Genomic DNA, 18,682 nt, shown 5'->3' on the forward strand with positions numbered 1-18,682 from the left:
TCATGGCCGCAGCCAGCAAAGCCGTCGCGGACAGCCGCGCCAACCTGCCCTTCGTCTATCGCCAGTACAGCGCCGAGCAGCTCAGACAGGTGCTCTACAAGATGTACCTCATCCGCCGCTTCGAAGAGGGCGCGGAGGAGAGCTACACGCGCGGCCTCATCCACGGCACCATGCATCTGTCGATCGGGCAGGAAGCCAGCGCCATGGGCATCTGCATGCCGCTCGGCGAGGATGACCAGATCACCTCGACGCATCGCGGCCACGGCCACTGCATCGCCAAGGGCGCCGAGGTCAAGCGCATGTTCGCCGAGTTCTTCGGCAAGACCACCGGCTACTGCAAGGGACGCGGCGGCTCGATGCACATCGCCGACGTGGCCAAGGGCAATCTGGGCGCCAATGGTATCGTCGGCGGCGGCATTCCGATCGCCGTCGGGGCGGCGCTCTCCTCCAAGATGATGAAGACCGGCAAGGTCGTGGTCTCCTTCTTCGGCGACGGCGCCAACAATGAGGGCGCTTTCCACGAGGCGCTGAACATGGCGGCGATCTGGAAGCTGCCGGTGATTTTCGTGTGCGAGAACAATGGCTACGGCATGTCGACGTCGACGGCCCGCTCGACCGCGGTCAAGAACATCGCCGAGCGCGCCGCCGCCTATTCGATGCCCGGCGTCATCGTCAACGGCAACATTTTTTCGGAGGTCGCCGAGGCGTCCTACAAGGCCGTCGAGCGCGCACGCGCGGGCGAGGGGCCGACGCTGATCGAGTCCAAGACCTACCGCCATCGCGGCCATTCCAAGAGCGACCGCAACCGCTATCGCACCAAGGAGGAGATCGAGGACTGGATGTCGAACCGCGATCCGATCACCCTGTTCGAAAGCGAGCTGCGCGACTTCGGGTTCATTGACGACAAGGGCATCGAGGCGATCCGCGAAGCGGTGGCCAAGGAAATCGCCGACGGCATCGAGTTCGCCAAGGCGAGCCCGTCGCCTGATGTCAGCGAGACCGGAAATTACGTGTATACGGAGCAGGCGTGATGGACGCGATGGCGCGTGAACTGAGCTACGCCCAGGCGATCCAGGAAGCCATGGCGATCGCCATGGACATGGACGAACGCGTCTTCCTGATGGGCGAGGACATCGGCGTCTATGGCGGCGCCTTCCAGGTGACCGGCGATCTGGTCGAGCGCTACGGCGCGGACCGGGTGATGGATACGCCGATCTCGGAACTGGGCGGCGCGGGTGTCGCGGTGGGTGCGGCCCTCACCGGGATGCGGCCGATCTTCGAGTTCCAGTTCTCCGACTTTGCCACGCTCGCCATGGAGCAGATCGTCAACCAGGCGGCCAAGATGCGCTTCATGCTGGGCGGTGAGGTTTCGGTGCCCGTGGTGATGCGCTTTCCCGCCGGTTCCGGCACCGGTGCCGCCGCGCAGCACAGCCAGAGCCTGGAGGCCTGGCTCGGCCATGTGCCGGGCCTAAAGGTCATCCAGCCGGCGACGCCGCACGATGCCAAGGGCATGCTTTTGGCTGCCGTCGCCGATCCCGATCCGGTGATGATCTTCGAGCACAAGCTGCTCTACAAGATGAAGGGCCCCGTTCCGGAAGGCTACTACACGGTGCCGATCGGCAAGGCCGATATCCGCCGCGAAGGGCGCGATCTCACCATCGTCGCCACCTCGATCATGGTGCAGAAGGCGCTCGACGCCGCGGCCGCGCTGGAAGCGGAAGGCATCGACGTCGAAGTCGTCGACCTCAGGACGATCCGGCCGATGGACAAGCAGACCGTCATCGACAGCGTCAAGAAGACGTCGCGGCTGATGTGCGTCTACGAAGCGGTCAAGACGCTGGGCATCGGCGCCGAGGTCAGCGCCATGATCGCCGAGAGCGAGGCGTTCGACTATCTCGACGCGCCGATCGTGCGGCTGGGCGGCGCGGAGACGCCGATCCCGTACAATCCGGAGCTGGAGAAGGCGACGGTGCCGCAGGTTCCCGGCATCATCACCGCCGCCCGCGACCTCGTGAGAGGGGTTCGCTGAGACATGCCGACCGAAGTCATTCTTCCCAAGGTCGACATGGACATGGCGACCGGACAGATCTCGCGCTGGTTCGCCGAGGAAGGCGCCCGGGTCAAGAAGGGCGACGTGCTGTTCGAGATCGAGACCGACAAGGCGGCGATGGAAATCGACGCGCCGGCCAGCGGCATCCTGCGCGATGTCTCCGGCAAGGAAGGCGTCGATATCCCCGTCGGCGCGCCGGTTGCGTGGATCTATGCCGATGATGAAAGCTACGGGGCCAAGCAGGACAAGGCGCCAATCTCCCCCGTTGAGGGGGAGATGTCGACGAAGTCGACAGAGGGGGTTGCCTCAGAAGGCACCGCCCTCGCGCTGAGCCCAGTCGAACCGACCCCACCCGACCGGCCTTCGGCCGGCCACCCTCCCCTCGAGGGGGAGGGAAAAACCCGCGCTACACCCTTGGCGCGTCGATTGGCTCGTGAAGCAGGACTGAATCTCTCCGGCATATCAGGCACAGGCCCACATGGCCGCGTCGTGAAGGCGGATATCGATGCGGTACTCTCCTCCCCCCTCGAGGGGGAGGTGTCCGCGAAGCGGACGGAGGGGGTCGTCTCAGGAGGCACCGCTTTTGCGCCGAGCCCCGTCGAAGCGACCCCACCCGACCGGCCTGCGGCCGGCCACTCTCCCCTCAAGCGGGAGGGGGACGTGCTGCGCCTGTTCGAGGAAGGCTCCTATGAACTCGTCCCGCATGACAATATGCGCAAGACCATCGCGCGCCGGCTGGTCGAGGCCAAGACCACCATCCCGCATTTCTACCTGACGCTCGACTGCGAGCTCGATGCGCTGCTTTCGCTGCGCACGCAGCTCAATGCGGCCGCACCGCTAAAGAAGACCGACAAGGGCGAGGCGCCCGCCTACAAGCTCTCGGTCAACGACATGGTGATCAAGGCGATGGCCATGGCCTTGAAGGCGGTGCCGGATGCCAATGCCTCGTGGACCGAAAGCGCCATGGTCAAGCACAGGCATGCCGATGTCGGCGTCGCCGTCTCGATCCCCGGCGGCCTGATCACGCCGATCATTCGCAAGGCGGATGAAAAGACGCTGTCGGTGATCTCCAACGAGATGAAGGACCTGGCCAGCCGCGCGCGCAGCCGCAAGCTGAAGCCGGAAGAGTATCAGGGCGGCACCACGGCGGTGTCGAACCTTGGCATGTTCGGCATCAAGGATTTCGCCGCCGTCATCAACCCGCCGCATGCGACGATCCTGGCGGTGGGCGCCGGCGAGGAGCGGGCGGTGGCCAAGAACGGCGAGATCAGAATCGCCACGGTGATGTCGGTGACGCTGTCGACCGACCATCGCGCCGTGGACGGAGCACTCGGTGCCGAACTGCTGGTCGCCTTCAAGAAGCTGATCGAGAACCCGATGGGCATGCTGGTGTAGGTCACGTTGACGTGAGCCGGCGTCGAATGATGCGCCGGCTCACCACAGAATCGACTTGTCAGGCGCGAACCCTTCGCCCATGTTTCAGGTGGACTGTGATCAAGGGAGGTCAGCATGCCCGCATTCGATCCATCCGACGTCAAGACCCTGTTCGGCAAGGTGATGGGCGCGTCTCCGTCCGACATCAAGCTGGTGGCGCAGCGCCTGCACGATCACGCTTTCGAGCCGCGCATGTCGGCGGACGAAACCAAGCAACTCGTCGCCAGTCTCGGCTATGAGAGCCTGGATGCGTTCTGCGCCGACATCGGCTTGCCTGCGCATATCGCGGAGCGCTGGGGCCGCTTCGGCGTTTCCGGCGAGATGAAGCAGGTGTTCACGCTGCTGGCGGCCCAGCGCAGGCGGGTGGCCGAGGCGATCGCCGAATTCGAATCCATGACCCATGTCGGCGTCGAGGATTTCTTGCGCGAACGCGGCCTGATCTAAGCGGCACTGGAAGCAGCGTCAGCCAGCCTTTGCCAGCAGCGCCGTCGCCGTATCGCTGTCGGTGATCAGCACATTGGTGCTGACGGCCTTCAGCGCGGCGAGGATCGCGGCCACCTTGCGTTTTCCGCCGGCGGCCAGCACGACATTCGGCACCTGGCCGACGACATCGAGGTCGATGGCCATGACGCGGCCGTTGACTTCGTGGTCGACCAGCCTGCCTGAGGCATCGACGAAATAGCACAGCATGTTGGCGACCGCGCCCTTCGCTTTCAGCGACGCGATGAGCGACGACGGCACGATGCCGTGGCGGAAGATGGTCGCGTCCGGCGACATGTCGCCGACGGTAAGCAGCGCGATATCGGCGGCGGCAGCGCGCTGCCGCACGTCTTGCAGCGCCGGCTGCGCCCAGAGCAGGTCACGCAGCGAGGGGTTGTCGACCGTCACCGGCGCGGTGATCTGGTAGCTGTCGACCTCGAAGACATCGGCGACCTTGGCGGCGACGATGGACGGATTGATCCATTGCGAATGCGGCAGACTGCCGACGAGCGCCACGACCGAGGCGTGCTTCAGCTGCCGGCGGGCGAGAAAGCCCAAACTGGCATGCAGGGTCGCGCCGCCGCCGATTGCCAGCGTCATGCCGTCCTGCATCTGCTCGCCGAGATAGGCCGCCACGGCGTGGCCGATCGCCTTCTCCAGGTGGTCTTGCGCCGAAGGCGTCGGGATGACGACGGCGGCGTCGAGGCCCCAGTGCTTCTCGAGTGCACGTTCGAGCGCCACCTGTTCGGCGGTCGGCGCGTTGATCATGGTGACGACGATGCCTTCGGCCGTGCACGCGGCCAGCGTGCGCATGACCTTTACCCTGGAGACGTCGAGCTTCTCGGCGATCTGCTCCTGCGTGAAGCCCTCCACATAATAGAGCCACGCCGTCTTGACGTTGAGATCCGACGACACCATCGGCAATCCGGAGCGGGCCGGTCTGGGTTTTTCCACGGGCATCGCTTTTCGTCCTCATGAGCCTTGGCCTGGGCCCCGCATCGCCTCTTCGGAGAAAGGCCGGCCGCGTGTCAACTGGCACCGGATGTCCGGCGTGTCGATTGTTGCACAGTTTTGTTCATTTGTAATTGACATCGAACATATGAACATATTTTGTATATCTCACGCGCTGTGTCATCCACCAGTCATATGCGCCGTGCAGGGAGGAAGAGACAGGGAACCGGCCGGGGCCGGGCCAGTCGTGCACAGACAGGACAGGAGGTCTTATGAAGACGCTATTCATCAAGCTGCTGGGAAGCCAGCTGGCGCTCGCGGCAACTTTGTTTGCCGGCATGGCAAGTGCCGAAACGTTGACGCTCTACACATCCCAGCCGGAAGCCGATGCGGCCAAGACCGTCGAGGCCTTCAAGAAGGCGCAGCCCGGCATCGACGTGGCAATCTATCGTTCCGGTACCAGCGACATCCTCACCAAGATGGCGGCCGAATTCGCCGCCGGCAGCCCGCAGGCCGACGTGCTGTTGATCGCCGATGCGGTCTCGATGGAGCTGCTGAAGAAGGACGGCCGGCTGCTGCCTTATCCCGAGGCAAAGCTCGACGGCATCGAGCCGGATGCTTACGACGCCGACAAGACCTATTTCGGCAGCAAGCTGATCACCACCGGCATCGTCTACAACACCGCGGCCGCCGAGAAGCCGGAACATTGGGCCGATCTCGCCAAGCCGGCCTATGCCGATGGTCTCGTCATGCCGAGCCCGCTCTATTCAGGTGCCGCCGCCTACCTGCTTTCGGGCTTCGCCGGCGATGCCGATTACGGCTGGGATTTCTTCCAGAAGCTGAAGGCCAACAACACCGTCAGCGTGCGCGGCAATGGCGCGGTGCTGAAGTCCGTGGCATCAGGCGAGAAGCCCTATGGCATCCTCGTCGACTTCATGGCGATGAACGCCAAGAAGAAGGGCTCGCCGGTGGAATTCGTGTTCCCCTCGGAAGGCGTGCCGGCCGTGACCGAACCGGTCGCGATCATGAAGACGGCCAAGAATGTCGACGGCGCCAAGAAGTTCGTCGACTTCATTCTTTCGGACGAAGGCCAGAAGCTGGCGCTTTCCATGGGCTACCTGCCGGCACGGGCCTCGGTCGGCCGGCCCGAATGGCTGCCGGAAGGCGTCAAGGTCAAGGTGATGTCGTTCGACACCAAGGCAATCGTCGCCAAGACCGACGCCGACAAGGCGAAGTTCTCGGAACTGTTCGGCGGCTGACAAGGCTCGGCGATCCGGCCGGGATGCCGCTTCGGCGGCATCCCCACTGCGCGCTGGTCGAATTTCAGGAAAGCAACCATGCCATCAACGATCAGGGAAAGCCGGGGCCAGGAAATGGTCCTGACGGCGGCGGTAGCCGTCGTCATCGTGCTGCTGTCCCTGCTGCCGATGCTGCGCCTGATCAAGGAAATCGTGGCACCCGGCGGCACGGTGTCAACGATGGCCCTGGAGGCCGGACTGAGAAGTCCGGCGACCTGGATCGCTACTTGGCATACGCTTGTCGTCGGCATAGGCGGCACGGTGCTTGCCGTGCTGTCGGGAACGCTGGTGGCGGTGCTCATCACGCTGACCGACATACGCGGCCGAAGCGCGCTGGTGCTCTGCTACGTCATGCCGCTGATGATCGCGCCGCAGGTCACGGCGCTTGCCTGGCTGCAACTGTTCGGACCGGCCAGCCCGTTCCTCAAGCTGTTCGGCGCCGCACCGCCGCTGGGCACCAAAAACCCGCTCTATTCCACGTCGGGCATCATCCTGCTGCTCGGCGTGCAGTATGGCCCGCTGGTGTTCCTGCTGGTGCGCGCCGGCCTGCGCAAGCTGCCGCGCGAACTGGTCGAGGCGGCGCGAGCCGGCGGCGCGAGCTGGTTCACCGTGCTCGTCACCATCGTGCTACCCCTGATGACACCGTCGATCATGGCGGCAGCGGCACTGGCCTTCGTGTCCTGCGTCGGCAATTTCGGCATTCCCGCCTTTCTCGGCATTCCCGCCAATTATCTCGTGCTGCCGACCTTGATCTATCAAAAACTGGCCGGCGGCGGGCCGGCCGTGCTCGGCGAGACGGCGTTCCTGTCGGTGCTGATCGGCATCATCGCCATGGCCGGCATTATCGCCCAGGAGGTCATGAGCCGGCGCCGCGACTACCGCATCAGCTCCACCTCGCTGCCCGCCGAGCCCTACGAGCTTGGCCGCTGGCGTCCGGTCGTCCAGGCCGGCATGTGGCTGCTGGTCGTACTGGTGTTGTTCCTGCCGCTGTTCGGGCTGGTGCTGACGTCGCTGGTTCCCGGCTACGGCATCGCGCTCAGCGCCAAGACGGCGACGCTCGACAATTACCGCTTCGTGCTGTTCGAGCACGCTGCCGCCAGCCGCGCCTTCTTCAACAGCTTCTGGCTGTCTATCGCCGCCGCCTTCTTCGCGGTCCTCGTCGCCGTGCCGATCGGCTATCTCATTGCCTGGGGCAAGCAGCGCTGGGTGCGGCTGCTCAATCTTTCGGTCGAACTGCCCTATGCCTTGCCCGGCGTGGTGCTGGCGATCGCATCGCTGCTGCTGTTCCTGCGGCCGATCCCGCTGACCGGCATACAGCTCTACAACACGGTCTGGATCATCCTCTACGCCTATCTCGCCCGCTTCCTGGTGCTGGCCTTGCGGCCGACGATCAGCGGCTATCACCAGATCGACCGGACGCTGGAGGAGGCTGCACAAGTGGCGGGCGCCGGCCTGTTCACGCGCATGCGCACCATCGTCTTTCCTTTGGTGGCGCCGGCGGCGATCGCCGGCGGCCTGCTGATCTTCATGACGGCGCTCAGCGAGCTCACGGTCTCGGCGCTGCTGTGGTCGTCAGGTTCCGAGACAATCGGCGTGGTGATGTTCTCGTTCGAACAGGGCGGCGATTCCAACTACGCGGCGGCGATGTCCGTCATCACGGTCGCGGTCACCTTCGTGCTGATGCTGGTGACCAACCTGCTTGCCCCTCATCTTCCGAGTGGAGTTCTGCCATGGCGCGATTGACCCTGGACCATGTGACCAAGAGCTTCGCCGAGTTCGATGCGGTCAAGGACGTTTCGATCGATGTCGGCGACGGCGAATTCCTTGCCGTGCTCGGGCCTTCCGGCTGCGGCAAGACGACGCTGCTGCGGCTTGTCGCCGGCTTCGAGAAGGTGACGTCGGGCGAAATCCGCGTCGGCAGCGAGGTCGTGTCGGGTGCAGGCGGCAGCGTTCCACCAGAGAAGCGGCGGGTCGGCATCGTCTTCCAGAACTACGCATTGTGGCCGCACATGACGGTCGCCGAGAACATCGGCTATTCGCTCAAGGTTGCAAAGCTGGACAAGGCGGTCGCCCGCCAGAAGGTTGCCGACGCGCTGGCCCTGGTCAATCTACAGGGGTTAGGAGACCGTAGGCCGGCCAACCTCTCCGGCGGCCAGCGCCAGCGCGTGGCCCTGGCGCGCTGCCTGGTCGCCGCGCCCTCGCTGGTATTGTTCGACGAGCCACTCGCCAATCTCGACGTGCATCTCAGGGCCTCGATGGAGGACGAGTTCGCCGCCTTTCACAAGCGCACGGGCACGACCATCGTCTACATCACCCACGATCAGGCCGAGGCCATGGCGCTGGCCGATCGCATCGCGGTGATGGATCACGGTCGCCTGGTCCAGCTCGCGACGCCGCGCGAGCTCTATCATGAGCCGGCAAATGAAATGGTGGCCTCGTTCATTTCGCAGGGCATTCTGCTTCCGGCCGACGTGCTGAGCTCCGAGGAGGCGGGTCATTGCAAGGTCAGGGTTCTCGGAACCGAGCTGGTCGTCCGCTGCCGGGCAGGCGAGCGGCCGCGCGCCGGCGCAAGGATCTGCTGCCGGTCGGCCGATCTCGACGTCTCGCCGGACGGCCCCGGCTTCGACGGCCTCGTCAAGCGGGTGATCTACCAGGGTGGCTCGGCGCGCATCGAATTTACGCCTTCCGCAGGACCTGATCTTACCCTGCATTTCGAGCAGCCCGACCCGGTCGTGCTGGAGAGCGGAGCCCAGGCGCGCCTGCGCATCAAGTCTGGCTGGCTGATCCCGGCGGAGGCGGCGTCGTGATGAAGCTGGACCTGGCCGGCGGCTTCGGCGAAAAGGGCCGCACCAGCGTTGCCGTCCGCAGCGGAAACGATCGCATCCTGCTCGATATCGGCATCAAGGTCGGGGCCACAGGGGCGGAGTACTATCCGGCACTTGACGGGTCGATCGCCGACATCGACGCGTTGTTTGTCTCGCATGCGCACGAGGATCACGTCGGTGCTCTGAGCTGGCTTTTGTCGCGCGGCTATGCCGGTCCGATTTTCATGACGGCCGAGACCCGTGCCGAGGCTCCGGCCACGCTCGCCGGCTATGCCGATCCCGGGGATCTCAAGCGGTTTCCCTTTCCGGAAGATCGCATCGAGATTTTCGAACCCGGCGATTTGCTGAAGAGCGGCAATCTCACGATCAGGACGGGGAGGTCGGGACATGTCGTCGGCGGCGTCTGGTTTGCCGTCGACGATGGCAAGAGCCGCGTCGTCTATTCGGCCGACGTGGTGCCGGACAGCAATGTCTTCGTGATGGACGCGATCCCCGAATGCGATCTTCTCGTTCTCGACGCCTCCTATGGCGCCGATCCCGTGCCGGGTGCGGCGCGCGCCGAGGCCATTTCGGGCTGGGTGGCGCGCCATTCGAACGGATGCCTTCTGCCGACGCCGCTGTCGGGGCGGTCGCTGGAATTGATCGCGGCCTTGCCGGGACCCTTCGCCATCCACGCCGGCATGCGTGCTTCGCTCGAAGCGCAGATCGCCGCCACTTCAGCGCTGCTGCCTGGCGTATCCGAGATGCTGCGCTTGCGGCTGGGTAGTGCCGCAGACTGGACCGACGCCGACCCGCTGCCCTCGCTGCCCTTGCTGGCCGATGACGGCATGGGCGAGGCCGGGCCTTCGTCCCGCCTGCTGCCGCGCGCCGACCGGGCCGGCTTTCCGGTGTTGCTGACCGGGCATCTGCCCTCCGGCTCCCCCGGCGATCTGCTGCACAAGGCCGGCCGGGCGGACTGGGTGCGCATGCCCACCCACCCAACGCTGTCGGGCAATGTCGATATCTGGGAGAAGGCAGGGCGCCCGGAGGCGCTCGGTCATTCCTGCGCGAGCGAACTCCTTGACGATCTGAAAGCCCATATTCCATCGCTGCGCCCGCAATGCCGCACCGGCCAGAGCATCACGGTGCGCCGAGGAAAAGAGACATGAGACTCCTGATCTGCAACGATGATGGCATCGAGGCGCCGGGCCTTGCCCGGCTGGTCAAGGCGGCCGGCAGCCTGAGTGACGATTTGTGGGTGGTGGCACCCGACGGCAAGCGCACCGCCGCGGGCGCATCGCTGACGATCGCGCGGCCGTTGATCATGCGGCGCGTCAAGCCCGGCTGGTATTCGTGTTCCGGTACTCCGGCCGACTGCGTGGTGAGTGCGATGGCCTGGCTGTTCGCGGATGGCCAAAAGCCCGACCTGGTTCTGGCGGGCGTCAATGACGGGCGCAACGTCGCCGAGGACCTTGCCTATTCCGGGACGCTGGGCATTGCGCGCGAGGCGACATTCTGGGGTATTCCGGCGATCGGCTTTTCCCGGGTGAAGAATCCGGACTTCAGCGGTGTCGACGACGAGTGGCTCGGCGCGTTGATCTCCTCGCTCTGGCGGTCGCGTGAAGAGTGGGCGGCATATGGCCATTGGCTCAGCATCAACCTGCCGGCTTCGCTGCCGGCCGGGATCCGGCAGCCGCGCATCGGCCGCGACAAGATCGGCCGCAAGGCTGAAATCCTGGAGAGCGACGGCGATCGCACCGTCATCACAGTCCCGCGCGGGCGCGCTCACGCAAGTGAGCCGGGCGACGAGAACGAGGCGATCGATGCCGGCTTCGTCAGCATCAACCGGCTGAACTGGTTTGGCGAAACGCCGCTGGACGGACAGTTTCTGGACGAGATCCAGCACCAGCGGCAAGGCTAGTCACTCGTCACAGAACAGGGTCGTTGCGAATATTCAGGACGGCACGGTCGCTCGACCAGCCGTGCCAACGCCTCGACGGGCGGCGCAGCGGCGCGGATCATCCAGATCACCGAGCTGTGCAGCGGTTAAATTGCATCAATCCAAAGCCTATGCTTGAAGCCGCCGCTATTTCATTCCACATCGGTCAGCATGAAGGACGAGGCACGAGAGCGGCGTCGGGATCTGTTGTGGGCGCTGCCCGCATCGCTGATCCTGCATGCGCTCCTCGCAGCGCTGGTGTTCTACAACCTGCCGAGGCCAGCCCAGGAGCCGCAGCAGGACCAGCCGGTAAATGTCGCGCTCGTGCCTCCGCCCGATCAGCCAAAACCGAAACCTGCTCCCGCACCGCCAAAGGAGCCCAAAGCCGAGAAGCCGCCGGAAACGAAGCCTGAAGAACCGCCCGAAAAGCAGTCGCGCAAGACGCCGCCGATCGAGACCTTGAGACCTGTCTTTCAGTTCGGCGACAAGGACGCCGGCCCCAGGAAATCCCTGGACGGAGCCAGCGCTCAAGACAGTTCGCCAGCGCCTGCCAAGGAGGAGACGTCCAAGCCGCCCGTGACGCCTGAGCCTGCGGAGACCAAGTCTGGCGCGCCGGCGGCCACCGAAAAGCCGGCAGAGTTGCCCGAGGCCGGCGAGAAGCCGGCAACCGCCGCGAAGGATGCCGAGTCCCTGAAGGATGCTGAGGAGGCGGAAACCCCCGACGCCGACAAGCAAACGGCCGCGGCACCGCCGTTGGCCGCCGATGACGGCGACACTGAGGTCGAGCTTCCCATATCGGCTGAAAAGCCGACGCCCAAACCCGCAAATGCGCCGAAGCCCGGCTCTTCAAAAGTTTCGAAGTCCTCCAACGGGAGCGCGGGAAGCCCAACTTCCCCTGATGTCGCCAGTGCCGCGTCGCGTCGCTATTCCGGGCTTCCGGGCGTTCGCAAGCTCTATTCGCAAGACGCTACCGGCGATGCGCTGGCCACGACCTCGATGGGCGGCGTGCCGCGCGCCCAGCGTGGTGCCAAACTTTGCGCCAGCGCATTGCAGCAGCAATTGCTGGACGCCTCATATTTCCCCGACTTGATCCCAAGCGTGCCGCTGAAGGCCGGCAATATTCTCAACGCCCCGGATGTCGCTTTTCGCGCAACGGGCACGTGGTACCATCTGGGCTTCCGCTGCGAGGTCGACAGCGATGTGACCAGGGTTTTGTCGTTCGGCCTACGTGTAGGATCTGTAATCCCGCCAGACGAATGGGTTCGGCTTGGACTACCCACTCGCTAGAACAAGCTCTTAGGCGGGGACACCGAGCCCGGACAATTGCCGGCTGATCTCTTGCCAGTCGGTGCAGACGAAATCGGCGCCGGCCGCCTTCAGTCGCGCGCCATGCTCGGGATAGGTGTGGCCGCCGCCGGTGTAGCCGATCGCCGTCATGCCGGCGGCAACCGCGCCCTGGATACCGAAGGGCGAATCCTCGATGACGATGCAGTCCGCCGGATTGGCGCCCATCTTTGCCGCGGCGAACAGGAAAATGTCCGGCGCGGGCTTGCCGTTCTTAACCATCGAGGAGCTGTAAATTGCGTCGCCGAAGAACCGTGCCAGCGCCGTCACTGCCAGGCTGTGGTTTATGCGCTCGACGGAGGACGACGAGGCAACGCAGCGGTCGCCCTCAAGCGCCTCCAGAAACGCGGCGATTCCTGGTGTCGGCTTCAGTTCCTGCGAAAACAGGATCCTGGTCTCGGTCCAGATGTCGCCATCCGCCGCCGCCGGAAACTGATGGCCGGTCAATTCCCTGATTTTGACGATGATGTCGGACTGCTTCATGCCGATGCACTGAGCGATGATGCCGCCGTGCACGCCCGGCATGCCGTGCTTTTCATAGACGCGCTCATAGGCCCTCGCGGCCAGCGGTTCGCTGTCGACGAGAACGCCGTCGCAATCGAAAATGATAGGCCTTGATCGCGCCACGCGCTTCTCCCCGGAGTTTTGCACTTTGCTACCGGCAAAAAGTCAAATGTTCAATAGCGTGGTGGTCGGGCGCCAAAATCTGTCAAAGCTGGCGTAGCGCATCGCTGGCCCGGGCCGACCCAAGCGCCCTTTGCATGGCCTGCCGCGATTGCGCGCGATCCGGCGTGATCCAGTTCGGTTCGGCGCCAAGGAAGCGGTCGAGGAAAGCCACGGCATAGGCCGGCATCTCGGTCACGTTCTCGCGATAGGACCACCATGTGCGCAGGTCGTCGGCGCATTTGTCGATGCTGGGCGCTGAGCCGAATTCCTGCTCGTAGATCGCCGAAATCACCGAAACGCAATAATTGGTGTAGAGGAACCCCTCAGGCCAGAAGCGGACGATTTCCAGCGTGCCGGCATTCTGCTCGGTCTCGACGAGATGGCTGAGGCCGGAGACTTCCCTGGCCGGCGCCTGCCGTATCAGTTCGCGCAGCACGAGGCCGGCGGCAAAGACGATGAAGTCGGCGCGGTCGATCGCGGCGAAACGCTTCTGCGCCTCCATGATCTCGACCCAGTCGAGAAAAGCCCTTGTGAGCCTGGCTTCGTCGATTTCAAAACGCACGCCGAATGTGTCGGACACCACCTTGGCGCTGCCGCGAAACGTGGCGCGGAACCAGCGCAATTGCCGCAACCGATGGCGAAGGTCGGGCATAAGGGCCAGTTCATCCCTGAAGGGCAGTTCCATTTCACATATCCCGTTTGACGACAGGCTAGCACAACCGTGCCGTCGCCGAAATCGGCCGACGGCCCTGTGGATGACCGTGACCGAGGTCAATATCATACATATTGACATTCTCGGAAACAAATGTTCTCACTTTGCTGTTGTCGCGCATCCGTCCAAGATGCGGTTCAATGAAGGCTTCGGGAGGAGAACCGAATGGCGATTTGGCAGTGGGGACTGCTTCTGCTGGTTATTGTGTGGGCGCTGCAGTCGCTCGGCGTCTGGCTGCAGATGCGGCACTATTCGGACGTCTTCCGGGGCGTCACCGACCAGTACAAGGATGGCTTCGTCGGGGCCGGCAATTTTCGCGGCCGGCTGGCCAAGGGCACCATCGCGCTCGTCGTGGTGACGCCGGACCTGATCGTGCGCCGCATGATGGTCATGAGCGGGCGCTCGGTATTCACCAAATTCAAACGACATCAACAATTCGAGGGTGTTCCCCTCGATCAACTCCGGTCCAACCCTGCGATCTTGGGGGAGGGGGAACCCGGTGTGGCCGAGGCCGTGAAACGGGCGATTGAACAGATCGACAAAGCACGGTCGGAGCCGGGGAAGAAGCCGGGCTTGTCCGGCTTGAACGTAGCAAGGGCCTAGAGGACGCCGCGCACCGGCCGGAATCAACCGGCGGGCGGCATAAGGAGGAGAAATGTCTGTATTTTCGTTATTGGCGCAGCATGCCGACATGGCCGTGCATAACCTGCATGTTGCAGGCACCATGGTCTCGGATGCTGCCTGGCATGGCAGGCTCGGCGTCGAGCATGCCACCGATCATCTCGTGGTGTTGGCGCAGGCGCAGACCGACAGCGCGCCTGTCACCGCCGATCAGCTGAAGGAACAGCTGAAAAATGTGCAGCAGGAAGAGCAACTCGGCTGGCTGACCGCAATCGGCAAATACTTCATCGGCATCTTCCAGAAAGGCGGCGAAGTGTTCGCCGGCTTCGTCACCGGCATCATCCCGACACTGGTGGTGCTGATGACCGCCTTCTACGCCGTCACCGAGCTGGTCGGCGAGGAGCGCGTCCACGGCCTGGCACGCGGCGCCGGCAGGATCGCGCTGACCCGCTATACACTGCTGCCTCTGCTGGCGGTGTTCTTCCTCACCAATCCGATGGCTTACACCTTCGGATCGTTCCTGGAAGAAAAGCACAAGCCCGCCTTCTATGACGCGGCTGTCTCCTACGTGCATCCGCCGCTCGGCCTGTTCCCGCATATCAACCCCGGCGAATACTTCGTCTGGGGCGGCATGCTGGTCGCCTTGCTCGACCTCGAGAAGCGGGGTGTCGTCGCCGGAGGCTATCACGTCAAGGTGGCGATCTGGTACGCCATCGTCGGCCTCGTCGTCATCCTGCTCAAGGGCATGCTGACCGAGCGCATCACCGCCATCATGGCACGCCGCCAGGGCATCGAGCTGTAAGGGCGGGGAGGACATCATGGCCAAGACATACAAAGCCGTAAGGATCTCCCGGGGCTCCACGGGCTGGGGCGGCCCGCTCGTCATCGAGCCGACCGCACAGCGCGACAAGATCGTCTCCGTCACCGGAGGCGGCATCCATCCCGTGGCACAGCTCATCGCCGACATGACCGGCGCCACGGCCGTCGACGGCTTCAAGGCGCCGCCGATCGAAAGCGAGATGGCGGTCGTCGTCGTCGACTGCGGCGGCACCGCACGCTGCGGCGTCTATCCGCGCAAGCGCATCCCGACCGTCAACCTGACGCCGGTCGGCCAGGCTGGGCCGCTCGCCCAGTTCATCACCGAGGACATCTACGTTTCGGGCGTGAAGCCGGCCAATGTCACGATGGCGGACGGATCCGAGGCGGTCACCACTGCGGGGGGAGCAGCATCGATGAGTCCAGGCAACAACACCGCGGCCGCGGCACCACGGCCGCTGCCGAGCGAAGGCGGGCTGATCGGCCTGATCAGCTCGATCGGCCGCGTCATGGGCCGCGTGGTCGGCATCTTCTTCAATGCCGGCCGCCGTACGATCGACCAGGTGGTGCGCAACGTGCTGCCGTTCATGGCCTTCGTGACCATGCTCATCGGCCTGATCCTGTACACCGGCATCGGCGACGTGCTTGCCCAGCCGATGGGACCGCTCGCCAACAACATCGTCGGCCTGCTGATCATCTCGGCTATCTGCGGCCTGCCGTTCCTGTCCCCCATCCTGGGACCGGGTGCGGTCATCGCGCAGGTCATCGGCGTCGCCATCATCGGTCCGCAGATCGCCAACGGCACGATTTCGCCGGCGATGGCGCTGCCGGCGCTGTTTGCCTACAACACCCAGGTGGGCTGCGACTTTGTCCCGGTCGGCCTGGCGCTCGGTGAAGCCAAGCCCAAGACGATCGAAATCGGCGTCCCGGCGGTTCTCATCAGCCGCCAGATCATGGGCCCGGTCTCGGTGCTGATCGCCTGGGTCGTCAGTCTGATCGTGTTCTAAGCAAATTCCGGGAAAGCCTGAAACGGCTTTCCCGGAAAAAGGCGCGTAGCGCTTTCCCTTGGGAATTGCGCCAAAGCACGGAGATAGAGGGGTTCACGGGCGTCCGTGACCCCCTCGAGGAAAGTAAGGAAATGAGGTTCGCCATATGACGGTTCTGCTGAGAACACGGGTCACTTCCATCGGGCCTGAAGTAGCGGACCTTGCCGAAGGGGGCGTGCTCATCCTGTTCGCGGATGGCTCGCCGCCGGAGCTTGCCGAGGTTTCCGTGCTCCACAAGACGGAACTCGGGCCCAGCGAAGGCGCGCCGCAGAAGGGCGCGTCGATCACCCTTGGACCTGTTTCCGCGACAATCACGGCGGTCGGCTCCAGCGCCTGGAGCAAGGTGCTCGAGATGGGGCATGTCGTCATCTCGTTCAATGGCGCCACCGAGGCCGAGCGGCCGGGCGAGATCTGCGCTTCGCAGGTCGACACCCAAGCGCTCGTGGCCGCCCTGAAGACAGACGCGATCATCACCATCGCCGCCTGAAGCATTCGCGCCGCGACCCATGTCGGCGCGGCGCCACAACAGAGTATTTGCCATGGAACGCTCGACCATCGTCAGAGTGCATGAAGGTTTGCACGCCCGTCCCGCCACGCGCTTCGTCAAGCTTGCCAAGGGTTTCGAATCCGATGTCGAGCTGGTCAAGGACGGCAAGGCGGTCAGCGCCAAGAGCTCGGTCAAGCTGATGCTGCTGGCGGTGAAGGAAAACCAGGAAGTCACCGTGCGGGCGAATGGCGCGGACGCCATCGAGGCGATCGAGGCGCTGATCGGCTATCTCGAGAATCCGAAGGCAGGTCTCGACGATGACGATCCGCAACCGGCCGCCAATACGGGCGAGGACATTGTGCCGGCGTCCGAACCCGCACCGGCTGCTTCAGGCGTGGCCGGTTTGCGCGGCGTCGCGGCGAGCGAGGGCGTCGCCATCGGGCCTGCCTTCGCGCATTTTCCGCCTGACATCGCTGGACAGGGCCGCATGCTGCAGGCGGAGGAGATCGCCGGCGAGATCGACAGGTTCCGCGCCGCCGTCGCCGCCGTTCAGGCGCGCATGGACAAGGCGCTGGCGCAGGACACCCTGTCCGCCGGAGATCGCGGCATCATCGCGGCGCTACGGGACATCGCCGCCGACGACAGCCTGACCGGCGAGGCCGAGAAGGCGATCAAAAGCGGCAATGACGCTGTCTCAGCCGTCATCACCGCCGCCTCCACCATAGCCGCCGATTTCAGCGCGGTCGATGATCACTATCTCAACGCGCGCGCCGACGACTGCCATGCGGTCGGACGACAGATCTGTCTGGCGCTGCTCGGCCAGGATGACGCCAGCCTCGAAAATATCCCCGAAGGCGCCATCCTGATCGCCGACGACATCGGCGCCTGGGACCTGGCGCGGGCGCCGCTGAAGCGCATCGGCGGGGTGGTATGCGGCCATGGCGGGGCCACCTCGCATATTGCCATCATCGCCCGTTCGCACGGCATTCCGGCAGTGCTGGGCCTTGGCGACCAGATCAATGCCCTGCGCAGCGCGCGCGAGGTGGCCGTGGACGGCAATGGCGGGCAGGTAATCGTCGACCCCGATGCGGCGACCCGCGCGGACTTCGCCGCCCGCGTCGAGGCGGCGGTCAAGGAGCGCGCCGGACTGGCCGTCTTCAAGACCGTGACGCCAAAACTCGCGGACGGCAGGATCATCGAGGTCGCCGCCAATATCGGCTCGCTGGAGGAAATCGCGGCAGCGCAGGAAGCCGGCGCCATGGGCGTCGGCCTGTTCCGCACCGAGCTTCTGTTCATGCGCCATATGCATCTGCCCTCCGAGGACATGCAGGCCGAGACCTATGCGGCGCTGGCCAAGGCATTCGCGCCCTATCCCGTCATCGTGCGCACGCTCGACATAGGCGGTGACAAGCCGATCGCCGGCATCGAATTTCCCGACGAGGAAAATCCCTTCCTCGGCTGGCGCGGCATTCGCATGTGCCTCGACCGGCCGGATATCTTCAAGCGCCAACTCAGGGCGCTGCTCAGGGCAGCCGTGCACGGCAACATCAAGGTGATGCTCCCGATGGTCTCCGACATATCGGAGGTACGGCAGACGCGGGTTCTGGTTGCCGAGTGCGCGGCGGAACTGAAGGCGCAAGGCGTGCCGCATGCGGCGTTCGATCTTGGTGTGATGATCGAAACGCCGGCCGCCGTTCTGATCGCGCCGGCGCTGGCGAAAGAGGTGTCGTTCTTCTCGATCGGCACCAACGACCTGACCCAGTACATCATGGCCGCCGACCGGCTCAACCCGACCGTGGCCAAGCTCAATGATGTCGCCAACCCGGCCGTCATGTCGGCGATCGAGTTGACGGCAAGAGCCGGCGTGGCCGCCGGCATCATGGTGGGCATGTGCGGCGAGGCGGCCGGACGCCCCGACCTCATCCCGGCCTTTCTCAAGATGGGGCTGACCGAGCTCTCGATGAGCCCGGCCTCGATCCAGCGCGCCAAGAAGACCATCGCGGACATGGCGCTCGGGCGATAGTCTCGGCCAGA

Annotated in this window: 18 protein-coding genes; 15 read left to right on the forward strand and 3 right to left on the reverse strand. The window is 64.6% G+C overall.

Annotation, left to right across the window (positions count from 1 at the left end):
* Window positions 1-2: 2 nt before the first annotated feature.
* The 4 genes from FJ951_RS25560 to FJ951_RS25575 all read left to right on the forward strand — a co-directional run bounded on the left by FJ951_RS25560 (window position 3) and on the right by FJ951_RS25575 (window position 3,928).
* On the forward strand, window positions 3-1,031 hold the full coding sequence (locus FJ951_RS25560) for a thiamine pyrophosphate-dependent dehydrogenase E1 component subunit alpha (RefSeq protein ID WP_140500625.1): 1,029 nt from the start codon (window positions 3-5) through the stop codon (window positions 1,029-1,031).
* Window positions 1,031-2,029, forward strand: coding sequence for an alpha-ketoacid dehydrogenase subunit beta (locus FJ951_RS25565; RefSeq protein ID WP_140517915.1), 999 nt, complete (start codon window positions 1,031-1,033; stop codon window positions 2,027-2,029). Before FJ951_RS25560 ends, FJ951_RS25565 begins: the two co-directional genes overlap by 1 nt.
* 3 nt (window positions 2,030-2,032) lie before the next feature.
* Window positions 2,033-3,445 (forward strand): pyruvate dehydrogenase complex dihydrolipoamide acetyltransferase, encoded by a 1,413-nt coding sequence (locus FJ951_RS25570; protein ID WP_140517916.1) that lies wholly within the window; start codon window positions 2,033-2,035, stop codon window positions 3,443-3,445.
* A gap of 114 nt (window positions 3,446-3,559) precedes the next feature.
* Window positions 3,560-3,928, forward strand: a complete 369-nt coding sequence (locus FJ951_RS25575; protein ID WP_140500628.1) for a hypothetical protein — start codon at window positions 3,560-3,562, stop codon at window positions 3,926-3,928.
* A gap of 18 nt (window positions 3,929-3,946) precedes the next feature.
* Here the strand turns inward: FJ951_RS25575 and FJ951_RS25580 are convergent, their stop codons facing one another.
* Window positions 3,947-4,924 carry a sugar-binding transcriptional regulator gene (locus FJ951_RS25580; protein ID WP_140517917.1) on the reverse strand — a complete coding sequence of 326 codons (978 nt, stop codon included), beginning with the start codon at window positions 4,922-4,924 and terminating at the stop codon, window positions 3,947-3,949.
* A 263-nt stretch (window positions 4,925-5,187) separates the two neighbouring features.
* On the opposite strand from FJ951_RS25580, the gene FJ951_RS25585 reads away from it, so the two are divergent.
* The 6 genes from FJ951_RS25585 to FJ951_RS25610 all read left to right on the forward strand — a co-directional run bounded on the left by FJ951_RS25585 (window position 5,188) and on the right by FJ951_RS25610 (window position 12,243).
* Window positions 5,188-6,174, forward strand: a complete 987-nt coding sequence (locus FJ951_RS25585) for an ABC transporter substrate-binding protein (RefSeq protein WP_140500630.1) — start codon at window positions 5,188-5,190, stop codon at window positions 6,172-6,174.
* A 78-nt stretch (window positions 6,175-6,252) separates the two neighbouring features.
* Window positions 6,253-7,956, forward strand: a complete 1,704-nt coding sequence (locus FJ951_RS25590) for an iron ABC transporter permease (protein WP_140517918.1) — start codon at window positions 6,253-6,255, stop codon at window positions 7,954-7,956.
* Window positions 7,944-9,020 carry an ABC transporter ATP-binding protein gene (locus FJ951_RS25595; RefSeq protein WP_140517919.1) on the forward strand — a complete coding sequence of 359 codons (1,077 nt, stop codon included), beginning with the start codon at window positions 7,944-7,946 and terminating at the stop codon, window positions 9,018-9,020. The genes FJ951_RS25590 and FJ951_RS25595 overlap by 13 nt, the downstream gene beginning before the upstream one ends.
* Entirely contained in the window at window positions 9,020-10,186 is a 1,167-nt protein-coding gene (locus FJ951_RS25600) for an MBL fold metallo-hydrolase (protein WP_140517940.1), read from the forward strand. Before FJ951_RS25595 ends, FJ951_RS25600 begins: the two co-directional genes overlap by 1 nt.
* Window positions 10,183-10,938 (forward strand): 5'/3'-nucleotidase SurE, encoded by a 756-nt coding sequence (locus tag FJ951_RS25605; protein ID WP_140517920.1) that lies wholly within the window; start codon window positions 10,183-10,185, stop codon window positions 10,936-10,938. Before FJ951_RS25600 ends, FJ951_RS25605 begins: the two co-directional genes overlap by 4 nt.
* A gap of 189 nt (window positions 10,939-11,127) precedes the next feature.
* Window positions 11,128-12,243 (forward strand): DUF930 domain-containing protein, encoded by a 1,116-nt coding sequence (locus FJ951_RS25610; protein ID WP_140517921.1) that lies wholly within the window; start codon window positions 11,128-11,130, stop codon window positions 12,241-12,243.
* A gap of 9 nt (window positions 12,244-12,252) precedes the next feature.
* On the opposite strand, the gene FJ951_RS25615 is transcribed toward FJ951_RS25610, so the two are convergent.
* Window positions 12,253-12,927 carry an HAD family phosphatase gene (locus FJ951_RS25615; protein ID WP_140517922.1) on the reverse strand — a complete coding sequence of 225 codons (675 nt, stop codon included), beginning with the start codon at window positions 12,925-12,927 and terminating at the stop codon, window positions 12,253-12,255.
* Window positions 12,928-13,009: 82 nt separating this feature from the next.
* A complete protein-coding gene (locus tag FJ951_RS25620; protein WP_140517923.1) occupies window positions 13,010-13,651 on the reverse strand; it encodes a hypothetical protein in 642 nt (213 codons plus the stop codon).
* Between the two features lie 192 nt (window positions 13,652-13,843).
* On the opposite strand from FJ951_RS25620, the gene FJ951_RS25625 reads away from it, so the two are divergent.
* The 5 genes from FJ951_RS25625 to ptsP all read left to right on the forward strand — a co-directional run bounded on the left by FJ951_RS25625 (window position 13,844) and on the right by ptsP (window position 18,671).
* Window positions 13,844-14,281, forward strand: a complete 438-nt coding sequence (locus tag FJ951_RS25625) for a transcriptional regulator GutM (RefSeq protein WP_140517924.1) — start codon at window positions 13,844-13,846, stop codon at window positions 14,279-14,281.
* A gap of 52 nt (window positions 14,282-14,333) precedes the next feature.
* Window positions 14,334-15,101 (forward strand): PTS glucitol/sorbitol transporter subunit IIC, encoded by a 768-nt coding sequence (locus FJ951_RS25630; protein ID WP_140501608.1) that lies wholly within the window; start codon window positions 14,334-14,336, stop codon window positions 15,099-15,101.
* A gap of 16 nt (window positions 15,102-15,117) precedes the next feature.
* Window positions 15,118-16,122 carry a PTS glucitol/sorbitol transporter subunit IIB gene (locus tag FJ951_RS25635; protein ID WP_140501606.1) on the forward strand — a complete coding sequence of 335 codons (1,005 nt, stop codon included), beginning with the start codon at window positions 15,118-15,120 and terminating at the stop codon, window positions 16,120-16,122.
* Between the two features lie 145 nt (window positions 16,123-16,267).
* On the forward strand, window positions 16,268-16,648 hold the full coding sequence (locus FJ951_RS25640; protein WP_140501604.1) for a PTS glucitol/sorbitol transporter subunit IIA: 381 nt from the start codon (window positions 16,268-16,270) through the stop codon (window positions 16,646-16,648).
* A gap of 52 nt (window positions 16,649-16,700) precedes the next feature.
* Window positions 16,701-18,671 carry a phosphoenolpyruvate--protein phosphotransferase gene (ptsP, locus tag FJ951_RS25645; RefSeq protein ID WP_140517925.1) on the forward strand — a complete coding sequence of 657 codons (1,971 nt, stop codon included), beginning with the start codon at window positions 16,701-16,703 and terminating at the stop codon, window positions 18,669-18,671.
* Window positions 18,672-18,682 lie beyond the last annotated feature (11 nt).

The organism is Mesorhizobium sp. B2-2-3, from assembly GCF_006442405.1.
Classification (GTDB): domain Bacteria; phylum Pseudomonadota; class Alphaproteobacteria; order Rhizobiales; family Rhizobiaceae; genus Mesorhizobium.